Here is a 19,166-nt window from a genome sequence, read left to right as displayed (position 1 = left end):
GCGCGCCACCACGACGTCCTGGATCAGGTCGGTCCAGCTCCCGGCCGGCCACGTACCGGCCTGTGGTGCCGGATGTGCCAAGCGTGGACAGGGCTCTGCATCGGTCAGAGCCGCTGTTGAGCCTCATGCAGCGCCTGCGTGCTTCGCAAGACTGCATGGAGGCGGTGCGCTCCGTGTTGCCGCCAGCGATGGCGGCTCACGTCAAGGCGGGACCACTCGATGAAGACGGGTGGACCCTGCTGGCAGCCAATTCAGCGGTGTCGGCCAAATTGCGCCAGCTTCAGCCGCGCCTGATCGAGGCGCTGGCCTTGAAGGGGCACAAGGTTACCTCAATACGCGTCAAGGTACAAAAAGGCTGATCACAGCGCGCGGCCGGCGTCAAAGCACGGCCGGGGTCTGCGCCGCCCAGGCTTGCCGCTGCGCGGTGGCCTTGCCTTGCAGCACAAAGCCCAGCATTTGCTCGGGTTGGCTGGCCGACACAAACCGGGCCTCCAGGGCCTCGTCGGTCTCGGTCACTTGCCATTCGCCTTCGGCACCCATGGCCGGCGGACACACCACCGTGGGGCAGGCCGGCGTCTTCACCACCACCGGCATGGCGGGGTAGCTCACGGGCGTGGGCTTGCCCGCCAGCGTGGCGGCCAGGGCGCGTGCCTGCTGCATCAGCGGCATCACGTAAGGCAGCAAGAGCCCTTCCACCTCGGCGCAGTCGCCCAGGGCGTGCACATGCGGCACGCTGGTGGCCAGCTCGCGGTTCACCTTCACGCCCCGGGCCAGCTCGGCACCCGCCTGGGCGGCCAGCTCGGTGCGGGGCTTCAGCCCGATGGCCGACACCACCAGATCGGCGTCAAGGGTGCTGCCATCGCTCAGGGTCAGGCGCAACGCGCCATCCCCACGGGCGATGTTGGTCACGCTGGTGCCAAACCTGAACGCTGCGCCGCCGGCCTCCAGGGCCTTTTGCAGGCGCGCGCTGGCCGCTGGCGGCAGCAGGCGGGGCAGGGCGCGTTCGGCGATGTCGATCACCGTGGCCTTGATCTCGCGGTGCAGCAAGTCGTTGGCAAACTCGCAACCAATCAGGCCGCCACCCAGAATGGCCACCCGTTGAACCGGCTCGCCCATGGGGCCCTTGTCCAGCGCATCGGCAAAGGCGGCAAAGTCGTCCAGATCGTTGACCGACACCACGGTGTCGGCGGCGTTGCCTTGCAGCGGCAATCGCAGCTGGTCTGCGCCCAGGGCCAGCACCAGATCGCGGTAGCGCAGCGTGTCGCCGCTGGACAGCGTCACCGTGCGGGCGGCGGCGTCCACCGCCTGCACCGTCACACGGGGCAGCACCTGGGCCTTGAGCTCGTCGGCCATCTTTTCGGCCGGTTTCATCACCAGCGAGGCGGCGGTTTTCTTGCCCGCCAGCGCATTCGACAGCATGGGTTTGCTGTAAAAACCTGCGCCATCGCGGCTCACCACCACCAGAGGGGTCTCGGCGTCCAGCTTGCGAAACTCTCGGGCCAAGTTGTAGCCCGCCAGGCCGGCGCCCACGATCACGATCGGGTCAGACATGGCCAGCCTCAGATCTCGACCATCTCGAAATCAGACTTGCCCACACCGCAGTCGGGGCACAGCCACGTATCGGGAACATCTTCCCACTTGGTGCCGGCAGGGATGCCGTCTTCAGGAGCGCCCAAGGCCTCATCGTAGATGTAGCCGCACACAACACATTGGAATTTTTTCATGGGGATGCCAGCGGCCCGCAGGCCCGGAAACAGTGCAAAAAAACAGCCGCATTCTGAAGCAAGTCGGGTGCCATTGGGGGGCATGGGGCCGCCAAGAAGGTGATTTAGGCGACAAAAGAACGCATGGCGGCGTCTGGCGCAGGTGCGCAACAACGACATTGCGGCGCTTGTGCAGCAGGCAGGGGCGCAAGCACTCCTACAATGGTCTGATCTTGTCTGGTGAAAGATGGGGCTCATGACGCAGCGGAGACGGGCATTGTTCAAGCACCTGCAACAGACCTTGGCGGGGCTGGCACTGGTGATGTGTGCCACCACCTCGATGGCCCAGACCCTGGTGCCCACAGATGCCATGCGCTCGGGTGCAGGGGCGGGCTTCACGCCGTCCGTGGCGGCCGTGAGGGCCCAAATGGGTTCAACCGGCACCACCGACAGCAGCCTGACGGGCATCCCCACCATCCGTGGTGGCAGCGCCGCCTCGGTCGCTGCCCCCGACACCGCCCAACCCAAGGCCGAGCGGCCTGCCTTGCCCCCCAACGACTTCCAGCGCTTCGTGCTGGAAACCAGCGGCCAGGCCCTGCCCCTGTTTGGGTCCGACCTGTTTGAGCGCCCTGGCGCCTACCTGCCCGCAGACGGTCAGCCCGTCTCTCCTGATTACCGGGTGGGCGCGGGCGATGAGCTGCAGGTGCGGGCCTGGGGCTCGGTGGATGTCGATGTGCGCGCCAACGTCGATCGCGATGGCCGCATCCACATCCCGCGCATTGGCGCGATCAACGTGGCCGGCATCCGCAGCGCCCAGGTCGAAGACGTGGTGCGGGCCGCCATCGGCAAGTACTACAAAGAATTCCAGGTCAGCGTCACCATGGGCCAGTTGCGCGGCATCACGGTGTACGTGGTGGGGCAGGCCCGCCAGCCCGGCTCGTACAAGCTCAACAGCCAGTCCACCCTGGTGTCGGCGCTGTTTGCCAGCGGCGGCCCCAACCAGAACGGCAGCATGCGCCGCATCCAGGTCAAGCGCGGTGGCAAAACCCTCACCGAGCTCGACCTCTACCAGTTCCTGGCCGTGGGCGACAAAGCCGACGACGTGCGCCTGCAAGATGGCGACACCATCGTCATCCCGCCGGCCCGCGCCTTTGTGGCCATTGGCGGCAAGGTGGCGGTGCCCGCCGTGTACGAAATGGCCCAGGGCGGCGACACCATCGGCTCGCTGCTGGCCCTCACAGGCGGCCTGCCCGTGGTGGCCGACCCCAAACGCGTGCAGCTGGAGCGGCTCGACCCCGCCCGCAAACCCGCGCGCAGCGTGGAGGTGTTTGCCCTCGATGCCGCGGGCCTGAACAAGCGCGTGCGCCCTGGTGATCTGCTCACCGTGCAGTCGGTGATGCCCGAGTTTGGCAACACCGTCAGCCTGCGCGGCAACGTGGCCCAGCCCCTGCGCAGCCCCTGGCGCGAGGGCATGACCGTGCGCGACCTCATCCCCGGCCGGGCCTTTTTGATGTCGCAGGCCTCGATCAAGCGGCAAAACGAGGTGCTGCTGAGCGACGACGCCCGCCAGCGCGCCCGCAGCGGCCGGTTTGACGACGCACGCAGCGACTCGGCGCCCAAGGGCAACGACCGCCAGCCCACCGACAACGCCGACACCCTGGCCGCCCGCATCGGCAAGCTGGTGGACGAGGTGAATTTTGAGTACGCCGTGGTAGAGCGGGTGGACGCGGACCGCGTCAAGGTCAAGCTCATCCCCTTCAACCTGGGGCAGGCCCTGGATGACCCGGCCAGCCCTGAGAACCTGGCCCTGCAACCGGGCGACATCGTCACCGTGTTCTCGGTGAACGACGTGCGTGTGCCGCAGGCCAAGCGCCAGGTGTTTGTGCGGGTGGAAGGTGAAGTGCACCGCCCCGGCATCTACCAGATGTCACCAGGTGAAGGCCTGGCCCACTTGCTGGACAAGGCCGGTGGCCTCACGCCCGACGCCTACCTGTTTGGTGCGGCCTTTTACCGCGAAGAGGTGCGTCGCAATCAGCAGGCCGCGCTGCAGCAACTGGTGAACCGGCTTGAATCGCAAGTGCAAGGCCGCATCAGCAATGCCGCGGCCAACGTGTCGGGCGTTGAGGCGGCTGCCGTGGCGCAGTTGCGCCTGCAGGCCGAGGCCGAGGCGCAGAAGCAAGCCCTGCAGCGCCTGCGCGAACTGCAGCCCACGGGCCGCATCATGCTGGGCCTGCAAGGCCTGGATGCCCGCCAGGCCCAGTTGCCTGCGTTGAAGCTGGAAACCCAAGACCGCCTGGTCATTCCCAACCGCCCCGACTTTGTGTACGTGCTGGGCTCGGTGAACACCGAATCGGCCTTGATCTGGCGCGAGGGGCTGGAGGTGAAGGACTACCTGGACCAGTCGGGCCTGACGGGTGGCGCCGATCTGGACGAGATGTTCGTGATCCGTGCCGACGGCAGCGTGATCTCGGAGCAGCGCACCGGCTGGTTCAGCAGCGTGCAGGGCACCAAGGTGTTGCCAGGCGACGTGATCGTGCTGCCTGAAAAAACCAACCGCGAAAGCGCCTGGAGCGTGTTCACACGCAATGCCAAGGACATCACGCAGATCATCTACCAGTTCAGTCTGGGGGCTGCGGCGATCAAGACGTTGAGGGATTGACCGTTACAGGCCAAGGGCGCACATGCAGACTGTCCAGCAACATGACGTTCGCGCCGATGGCGACGAACCCAAACAGATTTCCATCATCGATATCTTCATCCTCATTGGCATGAGGAAGTGGACGTTTCTGTCGGTATCGATTCTGGGGACGGCCCTTTTTCTGGCTGTCGCCTTGACCGTGCCACGCTACTACGTCGCAACGACCTTGATGCTGATTCCTCAACAGCAGCAACAAGGAGGCTCCGCCCTGTTGCTGGCACAGTTGGGTGCGTTGGCAGGCGTGGGTGGCAGCGGAGGCGTTCAGGCGTCCGACGAGTTGTTCGCCTCGTTGCTGAAGTCCAGAAAGATCAAAGAGTCCTTGGTCGACCAGTTCAATCTGGCCGCACGCTATGAATCGGGCTCTGTTGTGGCCGCCCAGGATGTGCTGGCGCAGCGCACCACGCTGTCGCTGGACAAGAAAACAGGCCTGCTGACCATCACCGTCGATGACCTGGAGGCCAAGGTGGCCGCCGAAATCGCGAATGCCTACGTTGCTCAACTGCAAGCCTTGTTGGGAAAATTGGCCATCACCCAAGCCCAACAGAGAGTGGCATTTCTGGATCAGCAGGTGACCGCCCAGCGCGCCTTGGTTGACGAGGCCGAGCGCAAGTTTCGTACTGATCTGCAGACCAGCGGTCTGTCGGTGGCCGATGTAGAGGCCGACTCGACGGTCAAGGCAAGCATTGAGCTGAAGACGCAGATCGCCTCGGCTGAGGTGCGCCTCTCATCGTTGCGACAGTTCTCGACCGAGGGCAACATGGCCGTGATCAAGGCCAAGGCCGAGTTGGCTGCGTTGCGGCGCCAATTGGCGCGACTTGAGCAGGGCAGTGGCGATGCATCAGACGCCCAGGAAAAGCGGCCTGCGGCAACCTCTTACCGTGACTACAAGGTGCGTTTGTCTGCGCTGGATGCCTTGGTTCAGCAGCAAGAGCTGGCCCGCATCGAAGCTGCCAAAGAGGGGCCTTTGCTGCAGCAAGTGGACGTGGCTGTGCCGCCTGAGCGGCCGACCAAACCCAGCCGCGCCCTGATCGTCATCATCGGCGCTCTGGTGTCTGTGCTGGTGGGCGCAGCGGTGGCCATGATGCTGGCCGGCTTGCAGCATGCGGATGCCGGGTTCAAGCAAAAGATGGCCCGACTCAGGCAGCTGTGGTGGTGAGCCCCAGGCATGGCCCAGCATCGGCGCCCTGAAGCGAGCTCAACCGCCCCCTTGAGCGGGCGACTGGCGCGCTACTTCGTGATGGGCTTGCCGGTCTTCAGCGTGGTGATGTCTTACCTGCTGCCAGCGGTGTTTCATTGGCAAGACGTTCAATACCTCACCAACCCATTGCTGAGGCCTGAGTTCATTGAACCGGCCGCCACCTACGCTGCCGGCGCGCTGGCCATTTACCTGCTGTTGCTGGTGCTGTTTCCGGTGCGTGGCGTTGCGCCATTGGGGTTTGAGTGGGGCAGCAGTTTCAAGAAGCTCGACCCCAAGGTTTACCTCATTCTTGCTTTGGTGGCGGCGGTGCTTTGCCATCTCTTGTACGTGATGGCGATGGGCGGATATGCTGCACTCATTTCACCATCAGCCAGGTTTTACGTGGCTCAACCCTGGGCCAAGACCCTCGGGGGCATTTTTGGGTTTGCTAGTCTGATCATCTACGGCATGCTCGGCCGAGGCCGTTCGTTGATCCTGATATTGTTGGCTGCCAACGCCGCTATCTATAGTTTCTCTATTTCCAGCCGGTCGTCATCGGTCTTCTTTCTCTTGGCGACGCTGATGCTGCTCAGTCGGCGTCGTTGGGTCAGCGCTGCCTTGTTCTTTGTTATGGCGGTGCTGGTGTACGTCGATGCCATTTTGGGGCGTTCAACATTGGGTATTGGTCGAATCTTGGCGGCGCCAGAGTGGCTTGCCTACCTGGCGGATTTGCCGTTGATCCTTTTTGTCTTCTACGACACATTTTCAGCCTTGCAGACGCTGACCGTGGCGTTCTCAATTGGCCCCATCGCGCAGTTCACAGATTGGGGCTCATTTCTTACCTATATTTCTCCGTTGCCGTCATCCTTGATCGATGTTGAGTCATTCAGGCCATACCAATCGCTCAGCTATCACCTTGGCATAGGGATCGGCATCAACAGCGACATCATGTCTGAAACATACCTGTGGTTCGGGTGGGCTGGTATGGTCGCTGCGGCAATTTTTTATTACGCTGGGTATCGCGTCATCTGCGCAAAAGCATGGGGGGCGTTCTACCCTCTGCTGGTCATCGGATACGTCTACTTCTGTGTCATGTCGAACGTAGGTTCACTGCGTGCAGCATCTCGACCTTTTATTTATGTGATCGTGATCTATGCTGTCTTGCGCCTGTTATGGTGGCTGACTCGCAAGGCCACCGTGCTTGTCAAGCGGGCTGATATTCGCTTGCCATCCATCGCGTAGTCCATCTTGCGTTGATCAACTCGACTTTGTGAACGTGTAGATGCCGCACCCATGATTGACACAGATTTCGCTGTGAGCGATGTCAACGTGCGTGTGCAAGTCGCCACGGTCGTCGACGTAGTCAAACCGCTCTAGTGTGATGGTGGCTGGCTGATCAAGCCACGTAAAAATATCTCTGGGATGAAAGACTCTGTGTGCGTTGAAATGCACCTCATTGCGGCGACCGATCGGGAAACTGATGTACAGCCGACCTCCCGGCTTCAGCATTCGCACGATGTTGCGAAAGCCTTTGATGTGTCCCTCAGGATCCAGCGGGTCTCCATACCGCCCCAATCCAAAATGCTCTATGGCATGGAGGCAGGAAACGGAGTCGGAGATGCACTCAGTCGCACTTTTGGGGTCCATCAGATCCGCCTTGAAAAATCTGATGTTTGCATGCCCCGTGTCTTCCAGCGCGCGTACGTCCATCACGTCGATGGGTCTGAAAGAAGCCACGTGCGCCACAAATCCATCAATGCGTGAACCGATGTCGAGATGGCGCTCAGGCGCATGTTGATGTACCAATGACGCGACGAGCAGATCTTGATGAAAGTAGGCTCCACGGCCGGACCCGGCAGATTTATTGTGCTCTCCCAAGATCGGCAGCTCATGGGTGATATGGCCGCCTAACCGCTTGAACTCAGACCTCTGTGAACGGTATCGAGGGTAGTCAAGCAGCGCACCGAGTTTTCGAGGATCTAAGCCACTTGCGACAGCAACCATGGCAAACGGCCTGACAAACTTTTTGAGCATTTGTGTCATCGGGGTTGAGTTGTCTTGCTGGTTGAAAGGCATCTTGGCTCGTCGCTTTAGATGTGTGCTTGTCAGCCTGATGGCCATCGTATCTGTTGCAGCTTGCTGAAGTTCTTGCTCAGCAAGGTGGGCCATCCACCCACACCGTGTTGCCGAATGGCGCGCAAGTCTTCAGCAGACTTGCGCATGATGTTGCCGAGCGATCGGTTGCTGGCACCGCCGGTTTTCATGTTCACCATCACCTCGGGCAGGTAACGGGCCTGAAGCCCTGGCAGCGTGAAGACGCGCAACACATGTTCGTAATCGGCCGCGATGCGGTAACGGGTGTCGAACTCGCCTGCCTGCGCCAGCACGCGGCGCCGTAAGAACAAGGTCGGGTGCGGCGGCATCCAGCCCCGGCGCAGCAGGTCGGGTGTGAATGGCTGTGACCGCCAATGGCGCACCACCTGATGTGGTGCCTCGCGGCGCACGTAGTTCAGGTTGCCGTACACCGCGTCCACAGAGGGATCCCGGAACAACTGGCCCACGGCCTTGAGCACGCCGGGGTTGGCCAGGGTGTCATCCGAGTGCAGCAAGCCGATCACCTCGCCTTGTGCGGCGCGAAACCCTTTGTTCAAGGCGTCGTAGATGCCCGCGTCGGGCTCACTGTGCAGGGCGCTCACCACGTCGCCGAACGATTGCCGGATGAGCGCCTGCGTGCCATCGGTGGAGGCACCGTCCATCACCAGCGATTCAAGACCGGGGTATTGCTGTGCGCGGATCGATTCCAGACTGGCCGCCACGGTCTGTGCCGAGTTGTAGGTGGCCGTGATCAGCGTGATGGTGGGCAGCGGTGCGTGCATGGCGTCCTGGCTGAACTTCATCATAAACGCACGTCCAGCACCTGCTCGACCGCCGTGGCGATGTCGCAGCGGTGGTCGCGCATGTACCGTTCTACCTCGGCCACCTTGGCGTCAACCAGGTACCGGTACCAGCCGCCCTGCAGCACATGAAACGCCGTGCCGGCCTTGCCGTCCAGAAAGCCCAGGGCCAACACGTACCTGAACAGAAAATAGGCCATGGCCCGCACCCCCGGGGGCAGGCGCCCGTACACCTGGTGTTTGAGCCAGCGCTTGACGCTGAAATCCAGTCGCTCCTGGGCATGGGCGTCGCCCGTTGAGCGCAAAAAGCGGTGCTTCAGGTTGAGCTGCTCGACGGCCTCCAGGCTGGCGTAGCGGTTGTGTTTGGCGGTCCACCACGTCAGCGACCGCAGGTTGTGGTCGTACATCGTGCCCCGCAGCACGGCGGTGGGGCCGGTCACTTCAACGTGTTCGTCCATCCAGCGGTCCATGCAGCGGCCATGCCCCCGCCTGAACAGGCGCAGGATGTTCACCGGGTACACCAGCCCGAATCGGATGTCCCGGCCCTGAAAGATCATCCGGCGTTGCACATAGAGGCCATGGGCCTGCGTGCTGGGCAACGCTGTTTGAATGGACGCCACCAGCACCTCGTCCATGTACTCGTCAGCATCCATGCGCAAGACCCATTCGGTGCTGGCATCCAGCTGTGTCAGTGCCCAGTTCATCTGGGCGGCGTGGGTGGTGAACGCGTGGTGCAGCACCCGCGCGCCCTGGCGTTCTGCCAGGGCCACGGTGTCATCGGTGGAGCCGCTGTCTACCACCAGAATGTCGTGACTCACCTGCTGAGCGCTGCGGATGCAGCGCTCAATGTGCAAGGCTTCGTTGAAGGTGAGGATGATGACGGTGAGCTTCATGGCAACGGCTTCGTCAGTTGCGCGTTTGGGGCGGGCGTTGGCCCACCACCCGTTGCGGATTGCCCGCCACCACGGTCCATGGCGCCACTGATTTGGTGATGACTGCGCGTGCGCCCACCACCGCGCCCGTGCCAATGCGCACGCCGGGGCCGATGAAGGCTCCCGCCGTGACCCAGGCCTGCGCTTCGATGTGGATGGGGGCCGCCACCAGGGTGAACGAGGGGCTGCGATGGTCGTGCGAAGCGGTGCACAGGTGGCTGTACTGGCTCACGGTGGCGTGATCGTCGATGAGCACGGGCGCCACACAGTAGCAGTCCACGTCAGGGCCCAGGCAGGCGTTGCGCCCCATGCGCAGGTTCCAGGGGGCCCAGATGCGGGCGCTGGGGTAGGGGTGCGCGCCCGCCTCGATGTGGGCGCCAAATAGGCGCAGCAGCCAACGACGCCATGCATGCAGTGGGGTGGGGCTGGGGCGGTACAGGGTCAGCCACACCAGATGCCACGCCAGCCTGCCAAGCTTGTTGCGCCCTGTGAGTCGTTGCGCTGTCATCGGCTCACGCATGCCCCAGCTCCTCGTAGCAGTCATTCATCTGGCGTGCCACCACGGGCAGGTCAAATGATGATTTCATCCACGACCATCCGGCTTCGCCCATGGCCTGCAGGGTGGGCATGGGGGTGGACATGGCACGCCGCAGCGCATGCGCCACATCGGGCACGGTGGGTGAGCAAATCCATCCGCATTCGCGCTCGGGAATGTCTGTCCAGGGCGTCTTGTCGGTGGTCAGCACTGGCAGCCCATGCCCCAGTGCCTCGCAGACGACCATGCCAAAGTTTTCGGTGTAAGAGGCCAGCACAAACAAGGCGCTGGTGTGCCATACCCTGAGCTTTTCGTTCCCATAGATCGGGTCTTCCAGGGTGACGCTGTCCTCAATGCCCAGATCGGTCACCAGACTCAGAAGGTGCCTACGGTAGGTGGCTTCGGTTGGGCCCACGACGCGAAGACGCCAGCCGGCCTGCCTGGCCTGTGGCCATGCGCGAAGCATGACCTCAATGCCCTTGAGCACATGCACGCGCCCCAGGTACAGCACAGTTTTTTCCTTGGGTTGATGGGCTTCGCTTTGCGCCGGCACATCAAACCCAAGCGGCACGGTCACTGTGCACGCATCAGGCAGCAGCTGTTTGACCGCTTGTTCCTCAATGGCCGAAGTCACCATCACTTTGGTGGCTGCCCGCATGCGGCGTCGCTCCATCAACAGCCAGGCGAGCTTCTTCTTGGTGCCTCGGTAGTCCACGGCTGCCGGTTGCAGCATGCCGTGCGGCGACACGATGATGGGACAGTTCAATGTGCGCGCCACAGCGCTGGCCGCCAGGTTGCTGGGCAGCCACATGCCGTGATCGTGCAGCACCACCCGGTGGCCAAGCTGCCGTTGCTTCATCACCTCGTCGATCAGGGCATCGCGAAAGCGTGCGTATTGCTGCCATGGCAGCCTGGGGCGTTCGATCAAGCGCAAGGCCCCCGTCAATCCCTGCCAGCGCTGGGCATCGTAGTGGTCGCTGAACGCCAGGCACCGAGCCTGCTGCCCAGCGGCCTGCCTGAACCCGAGGCTGTTGCTGATGACCGGGGTCACGCCGCTGTTGGGCGTCAGAGAGCCCACGGTGTGGATGACCGCCACCGGTGCCTTGCTCATGCCTTGCCTTTGCCTTGGCGCTGCATGGCCAGTTGGTGCGCCCGCTCGGCCGCAGCCATGAACCGGTCCACCATGATCGTGGTGTGAAAGCGGGTCTTGATGGTGTGCTCAGCCCGTGCAGACATGTCGGCCCTCAGCGCGTCATTGTTCAACAAGCCCTCAAGCGTATCAGCCAGCGCCGCTGCATCGCTTTTGGCAAACAGTGCGCCGCTGCGACCAGGTTCCAACGCTGAGATCTCGGGGTTGTGCTGCTTCAATTGGTCGTGGGTGACCACGGGCAGGCCGTAGTTGAAGGCGTGCAGCAGCGACAGGCCGATGGCGCCGGGGTACACGAACAGGTCGGACTGCAAAAACCAGGGTGCCAGCTGCATCTCGTCGTGAATGGGGCCGAGCCAGGTGATCTGTTCAGTCAGGCCGACTGCCGCCATCTTGGCCTTCAGCGCGGCATCCTGATCGCCGCCGCCAATGATCACCAGTTGCACGCGTTGACCACGCTGCTTGAGTGCCGCCAGCGCGTCAATCAGCACATGCAGCTCGGCTTTGGGTGTCAGGCGGCCGCAAAACAGAATCTGGAAGCCTGAGGGTGAGACGCGGCCCGTACCCGAGCTGAGTCGATCGGGTGTCCAGTGGGCGCGCGCCTGTTCGATGGCCTGCGTGCCCATCGTGTTGTTGGTGGCAAACACCCGGTCGGGCGCAAAGCCGTTGGCAATGAATTGATCGCGCTCTTCATCGGTGTACAGCAGTGCCACATCTGCGAACCGCCACAGCAGGTGCCGGATGCGCGCCAGCCAGGGGCGCGATGATGAGCTCCAGCCATGGCCCTGCACGATGATGCCCATGCCCCGCGCGCGCGCCTTGATCAGCAAGGGGTAGACGCTGAGAAACCGGGGGTTGCCTGGTACGAGCAGTACATCGCCTGTAGATGCGCCTCGTAGGTTCAGGCCCGACTGCCAGTAAAGCTTGTCACCCCGCCAGGACGACAAAGTGTGATCAGGGGCGTAGATGATGTCCGCAAGACCATGTGCGGGGATGCTGGAGGGACCGCCCGGTATGTGAGGGGAGGCCATGAGAATCAACTGTCCCCCTAGGCGACGGCCTACGCCCGAAAAAAATTCGGTCCGGTAGTGTGGCACCGTGGGTTGAACAACGAATACCTTCATGGCGCAATCCCTTTGCCTGAGCGACAAACCTGGGGGAACACCAGAACTCGACGGTGTGCGTTCATCAGCGCTTGGATGCGGAGGTGAAGTCAATCAGATTCAGCGACGCACGAGCGGCAGCAGACGCGGCCAGGATGCTCAGAATGGACATGCCATGCCATGGAGTGGTGAGGACAAGCAGACATCCTAGCCCCAGATACACGAGGTTGGATTTCAGCACCGATCGGGGTTGTCCATGATGCAGGCTGATCACGGTGTGCCATTGCAAAACAATGGTGCTGGTGGCCAAGACCACCGCATAAGCGACCCACGGTCCATCGAAGGGGGCTTGGAACCCGTTTTTGAACATGTGCATGGCCATGTCGATGGGCCAGACCAAGCCTGTGCAAAACACGATCACCACGCCGATGAGAGCCGCCAGTCGCCACAGTTGACCTTGTGCGTGAATGACCAGCAATTTGGGCAAGAGATCTCGGCCGTAGTGCTGAAACACATTACCCATCAGAAAGACCAGCGCGCCAGCAAAGGATATGAACAGCAGCATCTGGGGGATTTGCTCCGCCATTCCCGGGGTGACTTGCATCAGGAACACCAGCGCTGGCGGCATGGCGATCACAGGAAGACTGCTGGCCAACAGGTGAATCCGCAAGCGCAGGGTGCCAAGCAGTGCTTGCTGCCGATCCCGCCACCGTGATGGGCTGTTGGCTGGCAAAGCCAGGGTAACCAATGCCAGGCAGGTGGCAAATGTGGGGCCAGCGGCATAGAGCACCGCTGTGACAGGGGCTTGTTGCTGGATCACAGCAAGGATGTAGCCACCAAAGAAAACGGTGTGTCCACCATAAAGTATCAAGGCTCGCCAGGCCAGGTTGCGAGCCGTTGCCATGGTGAAGACCACTTCTGGCAAGGCCAGAGCCAGTGCTCCAACCAACACGGTGCTCCAGGTGCTGAATGCTGCATGTCCGCTGCCGATCAACATCAACGCGGTAGACAGCAACAGCAAGAGGCTCAGCAACTCGAACTGTGCTCGCACGGGGCGAACAGCATCATGTTCAGCCGCGTTGCTGTTGGCAAGGTAGTGCTGAAAGACGTTCAGGGTGAACAGTGCGCACAGTCCGTTGGCATTGGCCAGCAAAGCCGCGTGCGGCACGGCAAACGTCGGCTCCAGCTGGGTGATCAGCCCCAGCAGGTACATGTAAACCAGTCGGCTGGCCGCACTGCTGGCCACCTGAAGCAGGAATCCCATGATCAACAGCGGATCACGCGGATGGCGTGATCTGGCATGTACCTGCCCAGGTCGAAATCCCGGTGGACGATGGCCTGCCCCGAGCCCAGATAGGCGGCCCACAGCGAGAACGACGAGCGCGAGGTGACGATGGTGCCATGTGCCGACATCCGCAGCATGCTGTGCAGGGCATTGGGCGAGGCGTCCACCTCATCGGCTCCCAGCGCGGCCATCAAGGCGGGTTCCAGGGTGTGGGCATCGGTGAACACGCGCACGCGCGCCCCAGGCGCAGACTGGCGCGCCACCCGCACAGCGTCCACATACCATTCGTCTGGGATCTGGTAGTTCATCGTGCCTTGCTGGGCGGCCGCTGTGGTGGCGGCGGCAAAGTCGCCTCGCCGTATGTGCACGCAGATGTCCTGGGCAGAGATGCTCGCAAGCTCTTGCATCAGGGCCTCGCGGTGCCGGTAATGATCCACCAGCCACTGCTTGAACGTTGCTTGGTGGGCGGCATCAAGATCGTGAAAGTGCCTGCCCAATCCTTCTTGCACCCGCAGCCGCTCAGCGTGGCCGCTCAGCCTGAGGGCCACGGCCTTGGCGTGCAGCAGCACTTCCTGGGGTGTTCGGTGGCGAAACAAGTCGCCATAGGCGCGGGCGTCTTTTTCTCGCCGCAGCCATGGGCCTGGCTTCCACTGAAAAAACTGCGGAAACACCAGTTGCCCGCCTTCCAAACGTTGCGCCTGGAACGCGCGGTACATCGGAAACAGCAGGTTGCCCAAGCCGGGCCCCAGCAGCCTGAAAAACAGAAAGTCTGCTCTGCTCAGGACGGGGAAGTGCAGCAAAGCCCTGTCGGTTGCCATCATCCCTCAAGGATAACTGCGCGCCCGACCATGCCGGCTCGGGGTGTTGGTTTGCCGTCAGGCGCTGTCGCCGAGGGCACGGCCTCAGTTGGCCACCTTGCCGCCCAACACCACCGTGCGGTTGCCAGACGACAGGCCATGGTGCAGCAAGGTCAACACGGCGGCACCTGCCACCGCGGCCAGCATGGCGGCCATGTGGCTGTGGGCGTAATAAACGGCCGCCAGTTGACACGCCAGCACCATGCTCCACAGCACCAGGCTGGCCGCGCCGTGTGCCAGCCAGGCCGGCCGCGCCGGCACGTGGCCACCCTGGCGGATGGTTTTGTACACCAGGTGGTGCAGATGCCCTTGATCTGGCAGCCCCGTTTGCACGCGGCTCACCACGCGGCGGCGGTACATGGAGTACACCGTTTCCCACACGGGGTAGAGGGCCGACAGCAGCACGGCCCAGGTGGACACATCTGGGTTGCGGTTCAGCAGCAGCACCGCGCACGATGCCACCCAGAAGCCGGCCAGGTAGGCGCCGCCGTCGCCCAGAAAAATGCGGCCAAACGGAAAGTTGAAGGCCATGAAGCCCAGCATGGCGGCGATGCCCCAAAGGCACAACTTCATCACCAGCATGTCGTTGGTTTGCCAGGCCATGGCGGCCAGGCCCGCCAGGATGATCACCACCGTGCCAGAGGCCAGACCGTTCAGGCCGTCAATGATGTTGACGGCGTTGGTCATGCCGCCCACCGCAAAGCAGGTGAAGACAAAGGCCAGCGGGGCCAGCATCATCAAGTCATCCACCAACGGGGTGTCCAGCCGGGTGAGTTGGGCGTCGGCCAGCACGATGGCCAGCGCGGCCGAGGCAAACGACGCCAGCAAGCGCGCGCGCACCGACACTTTTTTGGTGAGGTCTTCCAGGATGCCAGCGGCGAACACGGGCAGGGCCGCCAACAGCAACAACACGGCGGTTTGGTAGGTCTGGCCTTGCAGTTGGTGGCCCACGGCGATGCCGATGAGCAGGCTGATGATCAGACCCAGCCCGCCCACCCGGGGCACGGGCGTGGCGTGCAGCTTCTGGATGCCGCCCAAATCGCTGTCCAGCGAGAGGCGGCCGTGCCAGCGTTGTGTGAGCACCAGCACGGCACACACCAAAAAGCTGGTGCCCAAAATGGCCGTGATGGCCCAGATCAGCGTGCTAGTCATGCGGCTGCCTACCTGTGGTTGATGACGCCAAGCGAGAGGTTCAAGGCATTTTCAGACATTCTATGCGGGTTCAACCTGATCAGAAACCGTGACAGATGCCCGCTTTTTGGCGCTTGACCTGCGGGTAAACGGTCTTCATCCATCATGGGCTTGACCCGCCTTTGAGGCGTATGTTGCACTGCAATAGATCGTAGCGACTTCCGGCCTTGTTGCAAGATGCCGCACGCTTTCGATGCCGACTCAGCGCAACAATGCATAAAACATCTTCAGCCAGCGGCGTGCTTGCGTGGTTTGCGCAACAAGGGTTTCGGCCTTTTGACTTTCAGCGCCAATGTTGGCAGGCCATGGCCGAGGGGCGCAGTGGGTTATTGCATGCCAACACCGGCTCGGGCAAGACCTTGGCGGTGTGGGGTGGCGCCCTGCAGGTGGCCCGCCCTGACGCCCGTGGCCTGCAGTGGCTGTGGCTGACGCCGATGCGCGCCCTGGCGGCCGACACCTGTCAGGCCTTGCAGGCGCCTTTGGCTGCGGTGCTGCCCGGTTGGAAGCTGGGCCTGCGCACGGGCGACACGCCATCGGCCGAGCGCGCACGGCAAGACCGCGCCTGGCCCCAGGTGCTGGTGACCACGCCCGAGTCGCTCAGCCTGATGTTGTCGCGCCCCGATGCCGCCCAGCGCTTTGCCGGCTTGCAAGGGGTGGTGGTGGATGAATGGCACGAACTGCTGGGCAACAAGCGCGGGGTGCAGGTGCAACTGGCGCTGGCCCGCTTGCAGGGGTGGCGCCCAAGGCTGTGTGTGTGGGGCATCAGCGCCACGCTGGGCGATTTGAATCAGGCACTGCGGGCCCTGTTGCCGGGCGAGGCCGTGCAGTCGGCCGTGATGGTGCAAGGCCGGGTGGACAAAACCCTGCAGATCGACACGCTCTTGCCTGCCCAGCCCTCTGCCTTGTCGTGGGCGGGGCATTTGGGCTCGCCCATGGCGGCGCCGCTGGTGGATGAGCTGGCCTCTGCCAGTACCACCTTGGTCTTCACCAACACCCGCTCGCAAGCGGAGCTGTGGTACCAGGCCCTGTTGGATGCGCGGCCCGATTGGGCAGGGCTGGTGGCCTTGCACCATGGCTCGCTGGACGCCGATGTGCGGGCCTGGGTAGAGCAGGGGCTCAAAGCCGGGCGCCTGAAGGCCGTGGTGGCCACCTCGTCTTTGGACCTGGGGGTGGATTTTTTGCCGGTGGAGCGCGTGGTGCAGATTGGTTCGGCCAAGGGCGTGGCGCGGCTGTTGCAGCGGGCCGGGCGCAGCGGGCATGCCCCGGGGCGACCGTCGCGCATCACCCTGGTGCCCACGCACACGCTGGAGCTGGTGGAGGCGGCCGCCGCCCGACGCGCGGCCCAGGCCGGCCAGGTGGAAAGCCGCCATTCCCCGCACTGGCCCATGGACGTGTTGGTGCAGCACCTGGTGACGGTGGCGCTGGGCGGCGGCTTTGACGCCGACGAGCTGTGGGCCGAGGTGTGCCGCACGGCGGCCTTTGCCGATTTGCCGCGGGCTGAGTTTCAGTGGGCGCTGGACTTTGCTGCGCGCGGCGGCGACAGCCTGCGCGCCTACCCCGAGCACCACCGCATCGCGCCCGATGAACTTGGCCGCTGGCGTGTGCCCGAGCACGAGCCCACGGGCCGCCTGGTGGCGCGGCGGCACCGCATGCAGGTGGGCACCATCGTCAGCGATGCCTCGATGATGGTGCGTTTTGTGAACGGCCCCAAGCTGGGCACGGTGGAAGAAGGCTTCATCGCCCGGCTGCACAAGGGCGATTGTTTTGTGTTTGGTGGTCGCCTGCTGGAGCTGGTGCGCGTGCAAGATCTCACGGCCTATGTGCGCCGCGCCGAGGGCAAGCGCGCGGCCGTGCCGCGCTGGCAGGGCGGGCGCATGCCCTTGTCCAACGAGATGGCCGATGCCGTGCTGGCCCTGCTGGGCGAAGCGGCCGAGGGGCGCGCCTGGCACGAGCCCGAGATGGCGGCTGCGCGCCCCATGCTGGACGCACAAGCGCAGATGTCGGCCTTGCCGCGCCCGGGGCGTTTGCTGGTGGAGCAGCACCGATCGCGCGAGGGGCACCACCTGTGGCTGTACCCCTTTGCAGGCCGCCTGGCCCACATGGGGCTGGCCAGCGTGCTGGCCTGGCGCCTGGCCCGTGGGCAGCCCAACACCTTCAGCCTGGCCGTGAACGATCACGGCCTGGAGTTGCTGAGCGCCGAGCCGGTCGATCTGGACGAAGCCCGGCTCCGTGCAGCGCTCAGCCCCGAGCACCTGGCCGACGACATCCTGGCCAGCCTCAACGCGGGCGAGCTGGCGCTGCGCCGCTTTCGCGAGATTGCGCGGGTGGCGGGTCTGCTGTTCACCGGCTACCCGGGCCAGGCCAAGAGCGCGCGGCAATTGCAGGCCTCCAGCGGCCTGTACTACGAGGTGTTCAAGCAGCACGACCCCGACAACCGCCTGCTGCAGCAGGCCCAGCGCGAGGTGCTCAGCCAAGAGCTGGAACTGGCCCGGCTGCAACACACCTTGCAGCGTCTGCAGGGCCATGCCATCGACTGGGTGGTGTTGCCCCGCCCCAGCCCCTTCAGCCTGCCCTTGATGGTGGAGCGCCTGCGCGAGCGGCTGAGCACCGAGAAGCTGTCAGACCGCGTGGCCCGGGCGCTCAAGGCCATGGGGGCATGAGCTCAGTCGTCCAGCAGGTCTTCGCTGGTGGGCTTGGCCTCGACGCGATAGCTTTCACTGGCCCAGGCGCCCAGGTCGATGGCCTTGCAGCCCTTGCTGCAAAAGGGCCGGTAGGGGTTGTCCAGGCTGTAGAGGTGCATGTCGCCGCACGAGGGGCAGCGCACTTCCAGGCGTTTGGCCCCTGGGCCGGATGACGACGTTTCGCTCATGCGCACAAGGTCAGTTCGAAGCCTGCATCGGTGTCGGCCGCCAGCTTGAGCTTGCCGTCGCTGTCGGCCCGCATCAGGCGAATGGACACCAGCAGTCGGTTGGCGCTCACCTCGGGGATCAGGCCCATGGCCTCGTCAATGCGCAGCCGCAGCAGTTGGTAGTTGCGGCTTTCTTTGAGGCTTTGCTGGTACTGCCCGCAGGGCGCAGCCACCATGTGCGGATGCCCGGCATCGCGCAGCAGGCCCAGCATCAGCTGGATGGCCTGGGCAAACGGGGCCAGCGTGCCCACCCAGCCCTGCAGATCGGCCTGGCGCTGCGCGGCCGGCAGGTGCTGCCACGCAAAGTAGGCGGGCAGGTCGAATTCGCAGGTGCCGCCCGGGATGCTGATGCGGCTGCGGATGCTCATCAACCAGTCGTTGGATTGCAGGCTCTGGCCTGCTTTGCCGGTGGTTTGCTGCAAGGTGTTGTGGCAGACCTCGATGCGGCCCAGCACCTCGTCCAGCACGGCTTCGTGGATGGCGGGGTTGCCGCGGTAGCCCATGAACTGCTGTTTGTAGCGGTCCAGATCGCGCAGCAGGTCGGTTTTGAGGTCGGCCCGAGAGGCCACGTCCATCACTTCAAAGATGGTGGCCAGCGCGTGGTGGTGGTCCACCGGGTCTTCGCGCCACATGAGCAGGGTCAGGCGCTTGAACAGGTGTTCAAGCCGCAGCATCGTGCGGATGCTCTCGCTCAGTGGGTATTCGTAGATGATCAACGCGCCACCTGATGCAGGTC

The 19,166-nt window shown here is 63.6% G+C and carries 18 protein-coding genes; 5 read left to right on the top strand and 13 right to left on the bottom strand.

Annotated elements, in window-relative coordinates; translation table 11 throughout:
* Positions 1-125 precede the first annotated feature (125 nt).
* The gene (locus WNB94_RS04900; RefSeq protein ID WP_341388780.1) at positions 126-359 is read left to right on the top strand and encodes a DciA family protein; all 234 of its coding nucleotides are present in this window, start codon (positions 126-128) and stop codon (positions 357-359) included.
* Positions 360-378: 19 nt separating this feature from the next.
* On the opposite strand, the gene WNB94_RS04895 is transcribed toward WNB94_RS04900, so the two are convergent.
* Positions 379-1,551: an NAD(P)/FAD-dependent oxidoreductase gene (locus tag WNB94_RS04895; RefSeq protein ID WP_341388778.1), complete on the bottom strand. Its 1,173-nt coding sequence runs from the start codon at positions 1,549-1,551 to the stop codon at positions 379-381.
* A gap of 8 nt (positions 1,552-1,559) precedes the next feature.
* Positions 1,560-1,724, bottom strand: a complete 165-nt coding sequence (locus tag WNB94_RS04890; protein WP_341388777.1) for a rubredoxin — start codon at positions 1,722-1,724, stop codon at positions 1,560-1,562.
* 235 nt (positions 1,725-1,959) lie between these two features.
* On the opposite strand from WNB94_RS04890, the gene WNB94_RS04885 reads away from it, so the two are divergent.
* From WNB94_RS04885 to WNB94_RS04875, 3 genes are read left to right on the top strand one after another with little or no spacing between them, the layout of a single operon-like run.
* Positions 1,960-4,362, top strand: a complete 2,403-nt coding sequence (locus tag WNB94_RS04885; RefSeq protein ID WP_341388776.1) for a polysaccharide biosynthesis/export family protein — start codon at positions 1,960-1,962, stop codon at positions 4,360-4,362.
* A gap of 22 nt (positions 4,363-4,384) precedes the next feature.
* Complete coding sequence (locus WNB94_RS04880) at positions 4,385-5,557, top strand: Wzz/FepE/Etk N-terminal domain-containing protein (RefSeq protein ID WP_341388775.1); 1,173 nt, start codon at positions 4,385-4,387, stop codon at positions 5,555-5,557.
* Between the two features lie 9 nt (positions 5,558-5,566).
* Positions 5,567-6,820 carry a hypothetical protein gene (locus tag WNB94_RS04875; protein WP_341388773.1) on the top strand — a complete coding sequence of 418 codons (1,254 nt, stop codon included), beginning with the start codon at positions 5,567-5,569 and terminating at the stop codon, positions 6,818-6,820.
* A 15-nt stretch (positions 6,821-6,835) separates the two neighbouring features.
* On the opposite strand, the gene WNB94_RS04870 is transcribed toward WNB94_RS04875, so the two are convergent.
* From WNB94_RS04870 to WNB94_RS04830, 9 genes are all read right to left on the bottom strand, one after another.
* A complete protein-coding gene (locus tag WNB94_RS04870; protein ID WP_341388771.1) occupies positions 6,836-7,747 on the bottom strand; it encodes a class I SAM-dependent methyltransferase in 912 nt (303 codons plus the stop codon).
* Positions 7,684-8,478, bottom strand: coding sequence for a glycosyltransferase family 2 protein (locus WNB94_RS04865; protein WP_341388770.1), 795 nt, complete (start codon positions 8,476-8,478; stop codon positions 7,684-7,686). Before WNB94_RS04865 ends, WNB94_RS04870 begins: the two co-directional genes overlap by 64 nt.
* Positions 8,475-9,365: a glycosyltransferase family 2 protein gene (locus WNB94_RS04860; protein ID WP_341388768.1), complete on the bottom strand. Its 891-nt coding sequence runs from the start codon at positions 9,363-9,365 to the stop codon at positions 8,475-8,477. Before WNB94_RS04860 ends, WNB94_RS04865 begins: the two co-directional genes overlap by 4 nt.
* Before the next feature lie 13 nt (positions 9,366-9,378).
* A complete protein-coding gene (locus WNB94_RS04855; RefSeq protein ID WP_341388766.1) occupies positions 9,379-9,924 on the bottom strand; it encodes an LbetaH domain-containing protein in 546 nt (181 codons plus the stop codon).
* Positions 9,917-11,050 (bottom strand): glycosyltransferase, encoded by a 1,134-nt coding sequence (locus WNB94_RS04850; RefSeq protein ID WP_341388764.1) that lies wholly within the window; start codon positions 11,048-11,050, stop codon positions 9,917-9,919. Before WNB94_RS04850 ends, WNB94_RS04855 begins: the two co-directional genes overlap by 8 nt.
* The gene (locus WNB94_RS04845; RefSeq protein ID WP_341388762.1) at positions 11,047-12,117 is read right to left on the bottom strand and encodes a glycosyltransferase family 4 protein; all 1,071 of its coding nucleotides are present in this window, start codon (positions 12,115-12,117) and stop codon (positions 11,047-11,049) included. The genes WNB94_RS04850 and WNB94_RS04845 overlap by 4 nt, the downstream gene beginning before the upstream one ends.
* Positions 12,118-12,274: 157 nt before the next feature.
* Positions 12,275-13,453 (bottom strand): hypothetical protein, encoded by a 1,179-nt coding sequence (locus WNB94_RS04840; protein ID WP_341388760.1) that lies wholly within the window; start codon positions 13,451-13,453, stop codon positions 12,275-12,277.
* Positions 13,454-13,455: 2 nt separating this feature from the next.
* A complete protein-coding gene (locus tag WNB94_RS04835) occupies positions 13,456-14,292 on the bottom strand; it encodes an alpha-1,2-fucosyltransferase (RefSeq protein ID WP_341388758.1) in 837 nt (278 codons plus the stop codon).
* A gap of 84 nt (positions 14,293-14,376) precedes the next feature.
* Positions 14,377-15,483, bottom strand: a complete 1,107-nt coding sequence (locus WNB94_RS04830; protein ID WP_341388757.1) for an MraY family glycosyltransferase — start codon at positions 15,481-15,483, stop codon at positions 14,377-14,379.
* 251 nt (positions 15,484-15,734) lie between these two features.
* Here WNB94_RS04830 and WNB94_RS04825 point away from each other — a divergent pair, with 251 nt between their 5' ends.
* On the top strand, positions 15,735-18,182 hold the full coding sequence (locus WNB94_RS04825) for a ligase-associated DNA damage response DEXH box helicase (RefSeq protein ID WP_341388756.1): 2,448 nt from the start codon (positions 15,735-15,737) through the stop codon (positions 18,180-18,182).
* A gap of 2 nt (positions 18,183-18,184) precedes the next feature.
* Here the strand turns inward: WNB94_RS04825 and WNB94_RS04820 are convergent, their stop codons facing one another.
* Together WNB94_RS04820 and zapD are read right to left on the bottom strand one after the other, a co-directional pair.
* Entirely contained in the window at positions 18,185-18,391 is a 207-nt protein-coding gene (locus WNB94_RS04820) for a DNA gyrase inhibitor YacG (protein WP_341388755.1), read from the bottom strand.
* On the bottom strand, positions 18,388-19,146 hold the full coding sequence (zapD, locus tag WNB94_RS04815; protein ID WP_341388753.1) for a cell division protein ZapD: 759 nt from the start codon (positions 19,144-19,146) through the stop codon (positions 18,388-18,390). The genes WNB94_RS04820 and zapD overlap by 4 nt, the downstream gene beginning before the upstream one ends.
* Positions 19,147-19,166: the final 20 nt, after the last annotated feature.

It is taken from the genome of Aquabacterium sp. A3 (assembly GCF_038069945.1).
Lineage (GTDB): Bacteria > Pseudomonadota > Gammaproteobacteria > Burkholderiales > Burkholderiaceae_C > Aquabacterium.
The sequence above is the reverse complement of the archived record's forward strand: the minus strand, read 5'-3'. Positions and strand labels throughout refer to the sequence as shown.

Bases quoted from the DNA above. Each gene is read 5' to 3' on its own strand.
- WNB94_RS04900 (WP_341388780.1), top strand. From the start codon at position 126: ATGCAGCGCCTGCGTGCTTCGCAAGACTGCATGGAGGCGGTGCGCTCC.
- WNB94_RS04895 (WP_341388778.1), bottom strand. From the start codon at position 1,551: ATGTCTGACCCGATCGTGATCGTGGGCGCCGGCCTGGCGGGCTACAAC.
- WNB94_RS04890 (WP_341388777.1), bottom strand. From the start codon at position 1,724: ATGAAAAAATTCCAATGTGTTGTGTGCGGCTACATCTACGATGAGGCC.
- WNB94_RS04885 (WP_341388776.1), top strand. From the start codon at position 1,960: ATGACGCAGCGGAGACGGGCATTGTTCAAGCACCTGCAACAGACCTTG.
- WNB94_RS04880 (WP_341388775.1), top strand. From the start codon at position 4,385: ATGCAGACTGTCCAGCAACATGACGTTCGCGCCGATGGCGACGAACCC.
- WNB94_RS04875 (WP_341388773.1), top strand. From the start codon at position 5,567: ATGGCCCAGCATCGGCGCCCTGAAGCGAGCTCAACCGCCCCCTTGAGC.
- WNB94_RS04870 (WP_341388771.1), bottom strand. From the start codon at position 7,747: ATGGCCCACCTTGCTGAGCAAGAACTTCAGCAAGCTGCAACAGATACG.
- WNB94_RS04865 (WP_341388770.1), bottom strand. From the start codon at position 8,478: ATGATGAAGTTCAGCCAGGACGCCATGCACGCACCGCTGCCCACCATC.
- WNB94_RS04860 (WP_341388768.1), bottom strand. From the start codon at position 9,365: ATGAAGCTCACCGTCATCATCCTCACCTTCAACGAAGCCTTGCACATT.
- WNB94_RS04855 (WP_341388766.1), bottom strand. From the start codon at position 9,924: ATGCGTGAGCCGATGACAGCGCAACGACTCACAGGGCGCAACAAGCTT.
- WNB94_RS04850 (WP_341388764.1), bottom strand. From the start codon at position 11,050: ATGAGCAAGGCACCGGTGGCGGTCATCCACACCGTGGGCTCTCTGACG.
- WNB94_RS04845 (WP_341388762.1), bottom strand. From the start codon at position 12,117: ATGGCCTCCCCTCACATACCGGGCGGTCCCTCCAGCATCCCCGCACAT.
- WNB94_RS04840 (WP_341388760.1), bottom strand. From the start codon at position 13,453: ATGGGATTCCTGCTTCAGGTGGCCAGCAGTGCGGCCAGCCGACTGGTT.
- WNB94_RS04835 (WP_341388758.1), bottom strand. From the start codon at position 14,292: ATGGCAACCGACAGGGCTTTGCTGCACTTCCCCGTCCTGAGCAGAGCA.
- WNB94_RS04830 (WP_341388757.1), bottom strand. From the start codon at position 15,483: ATGACTAGCACGCTGATCTGGGCCATCACGGCCATTTTGGGCACCAGC.
- WNB94_RS04825 (WP_341388756.1), top strand. From the start codon at position 15,735: ATGCATAAAACATCTTCAGCCAGCGGCGTGCTTGCGTGGTTTGCGCAA.
- WNB94_RS04820 (WP_341388755.1), bottom strand. From the start codon at position 18,391: ATGAGCGAAACGTCGTCATCCGGCCCAGGGGCCAAACGCCTGGAAGTG.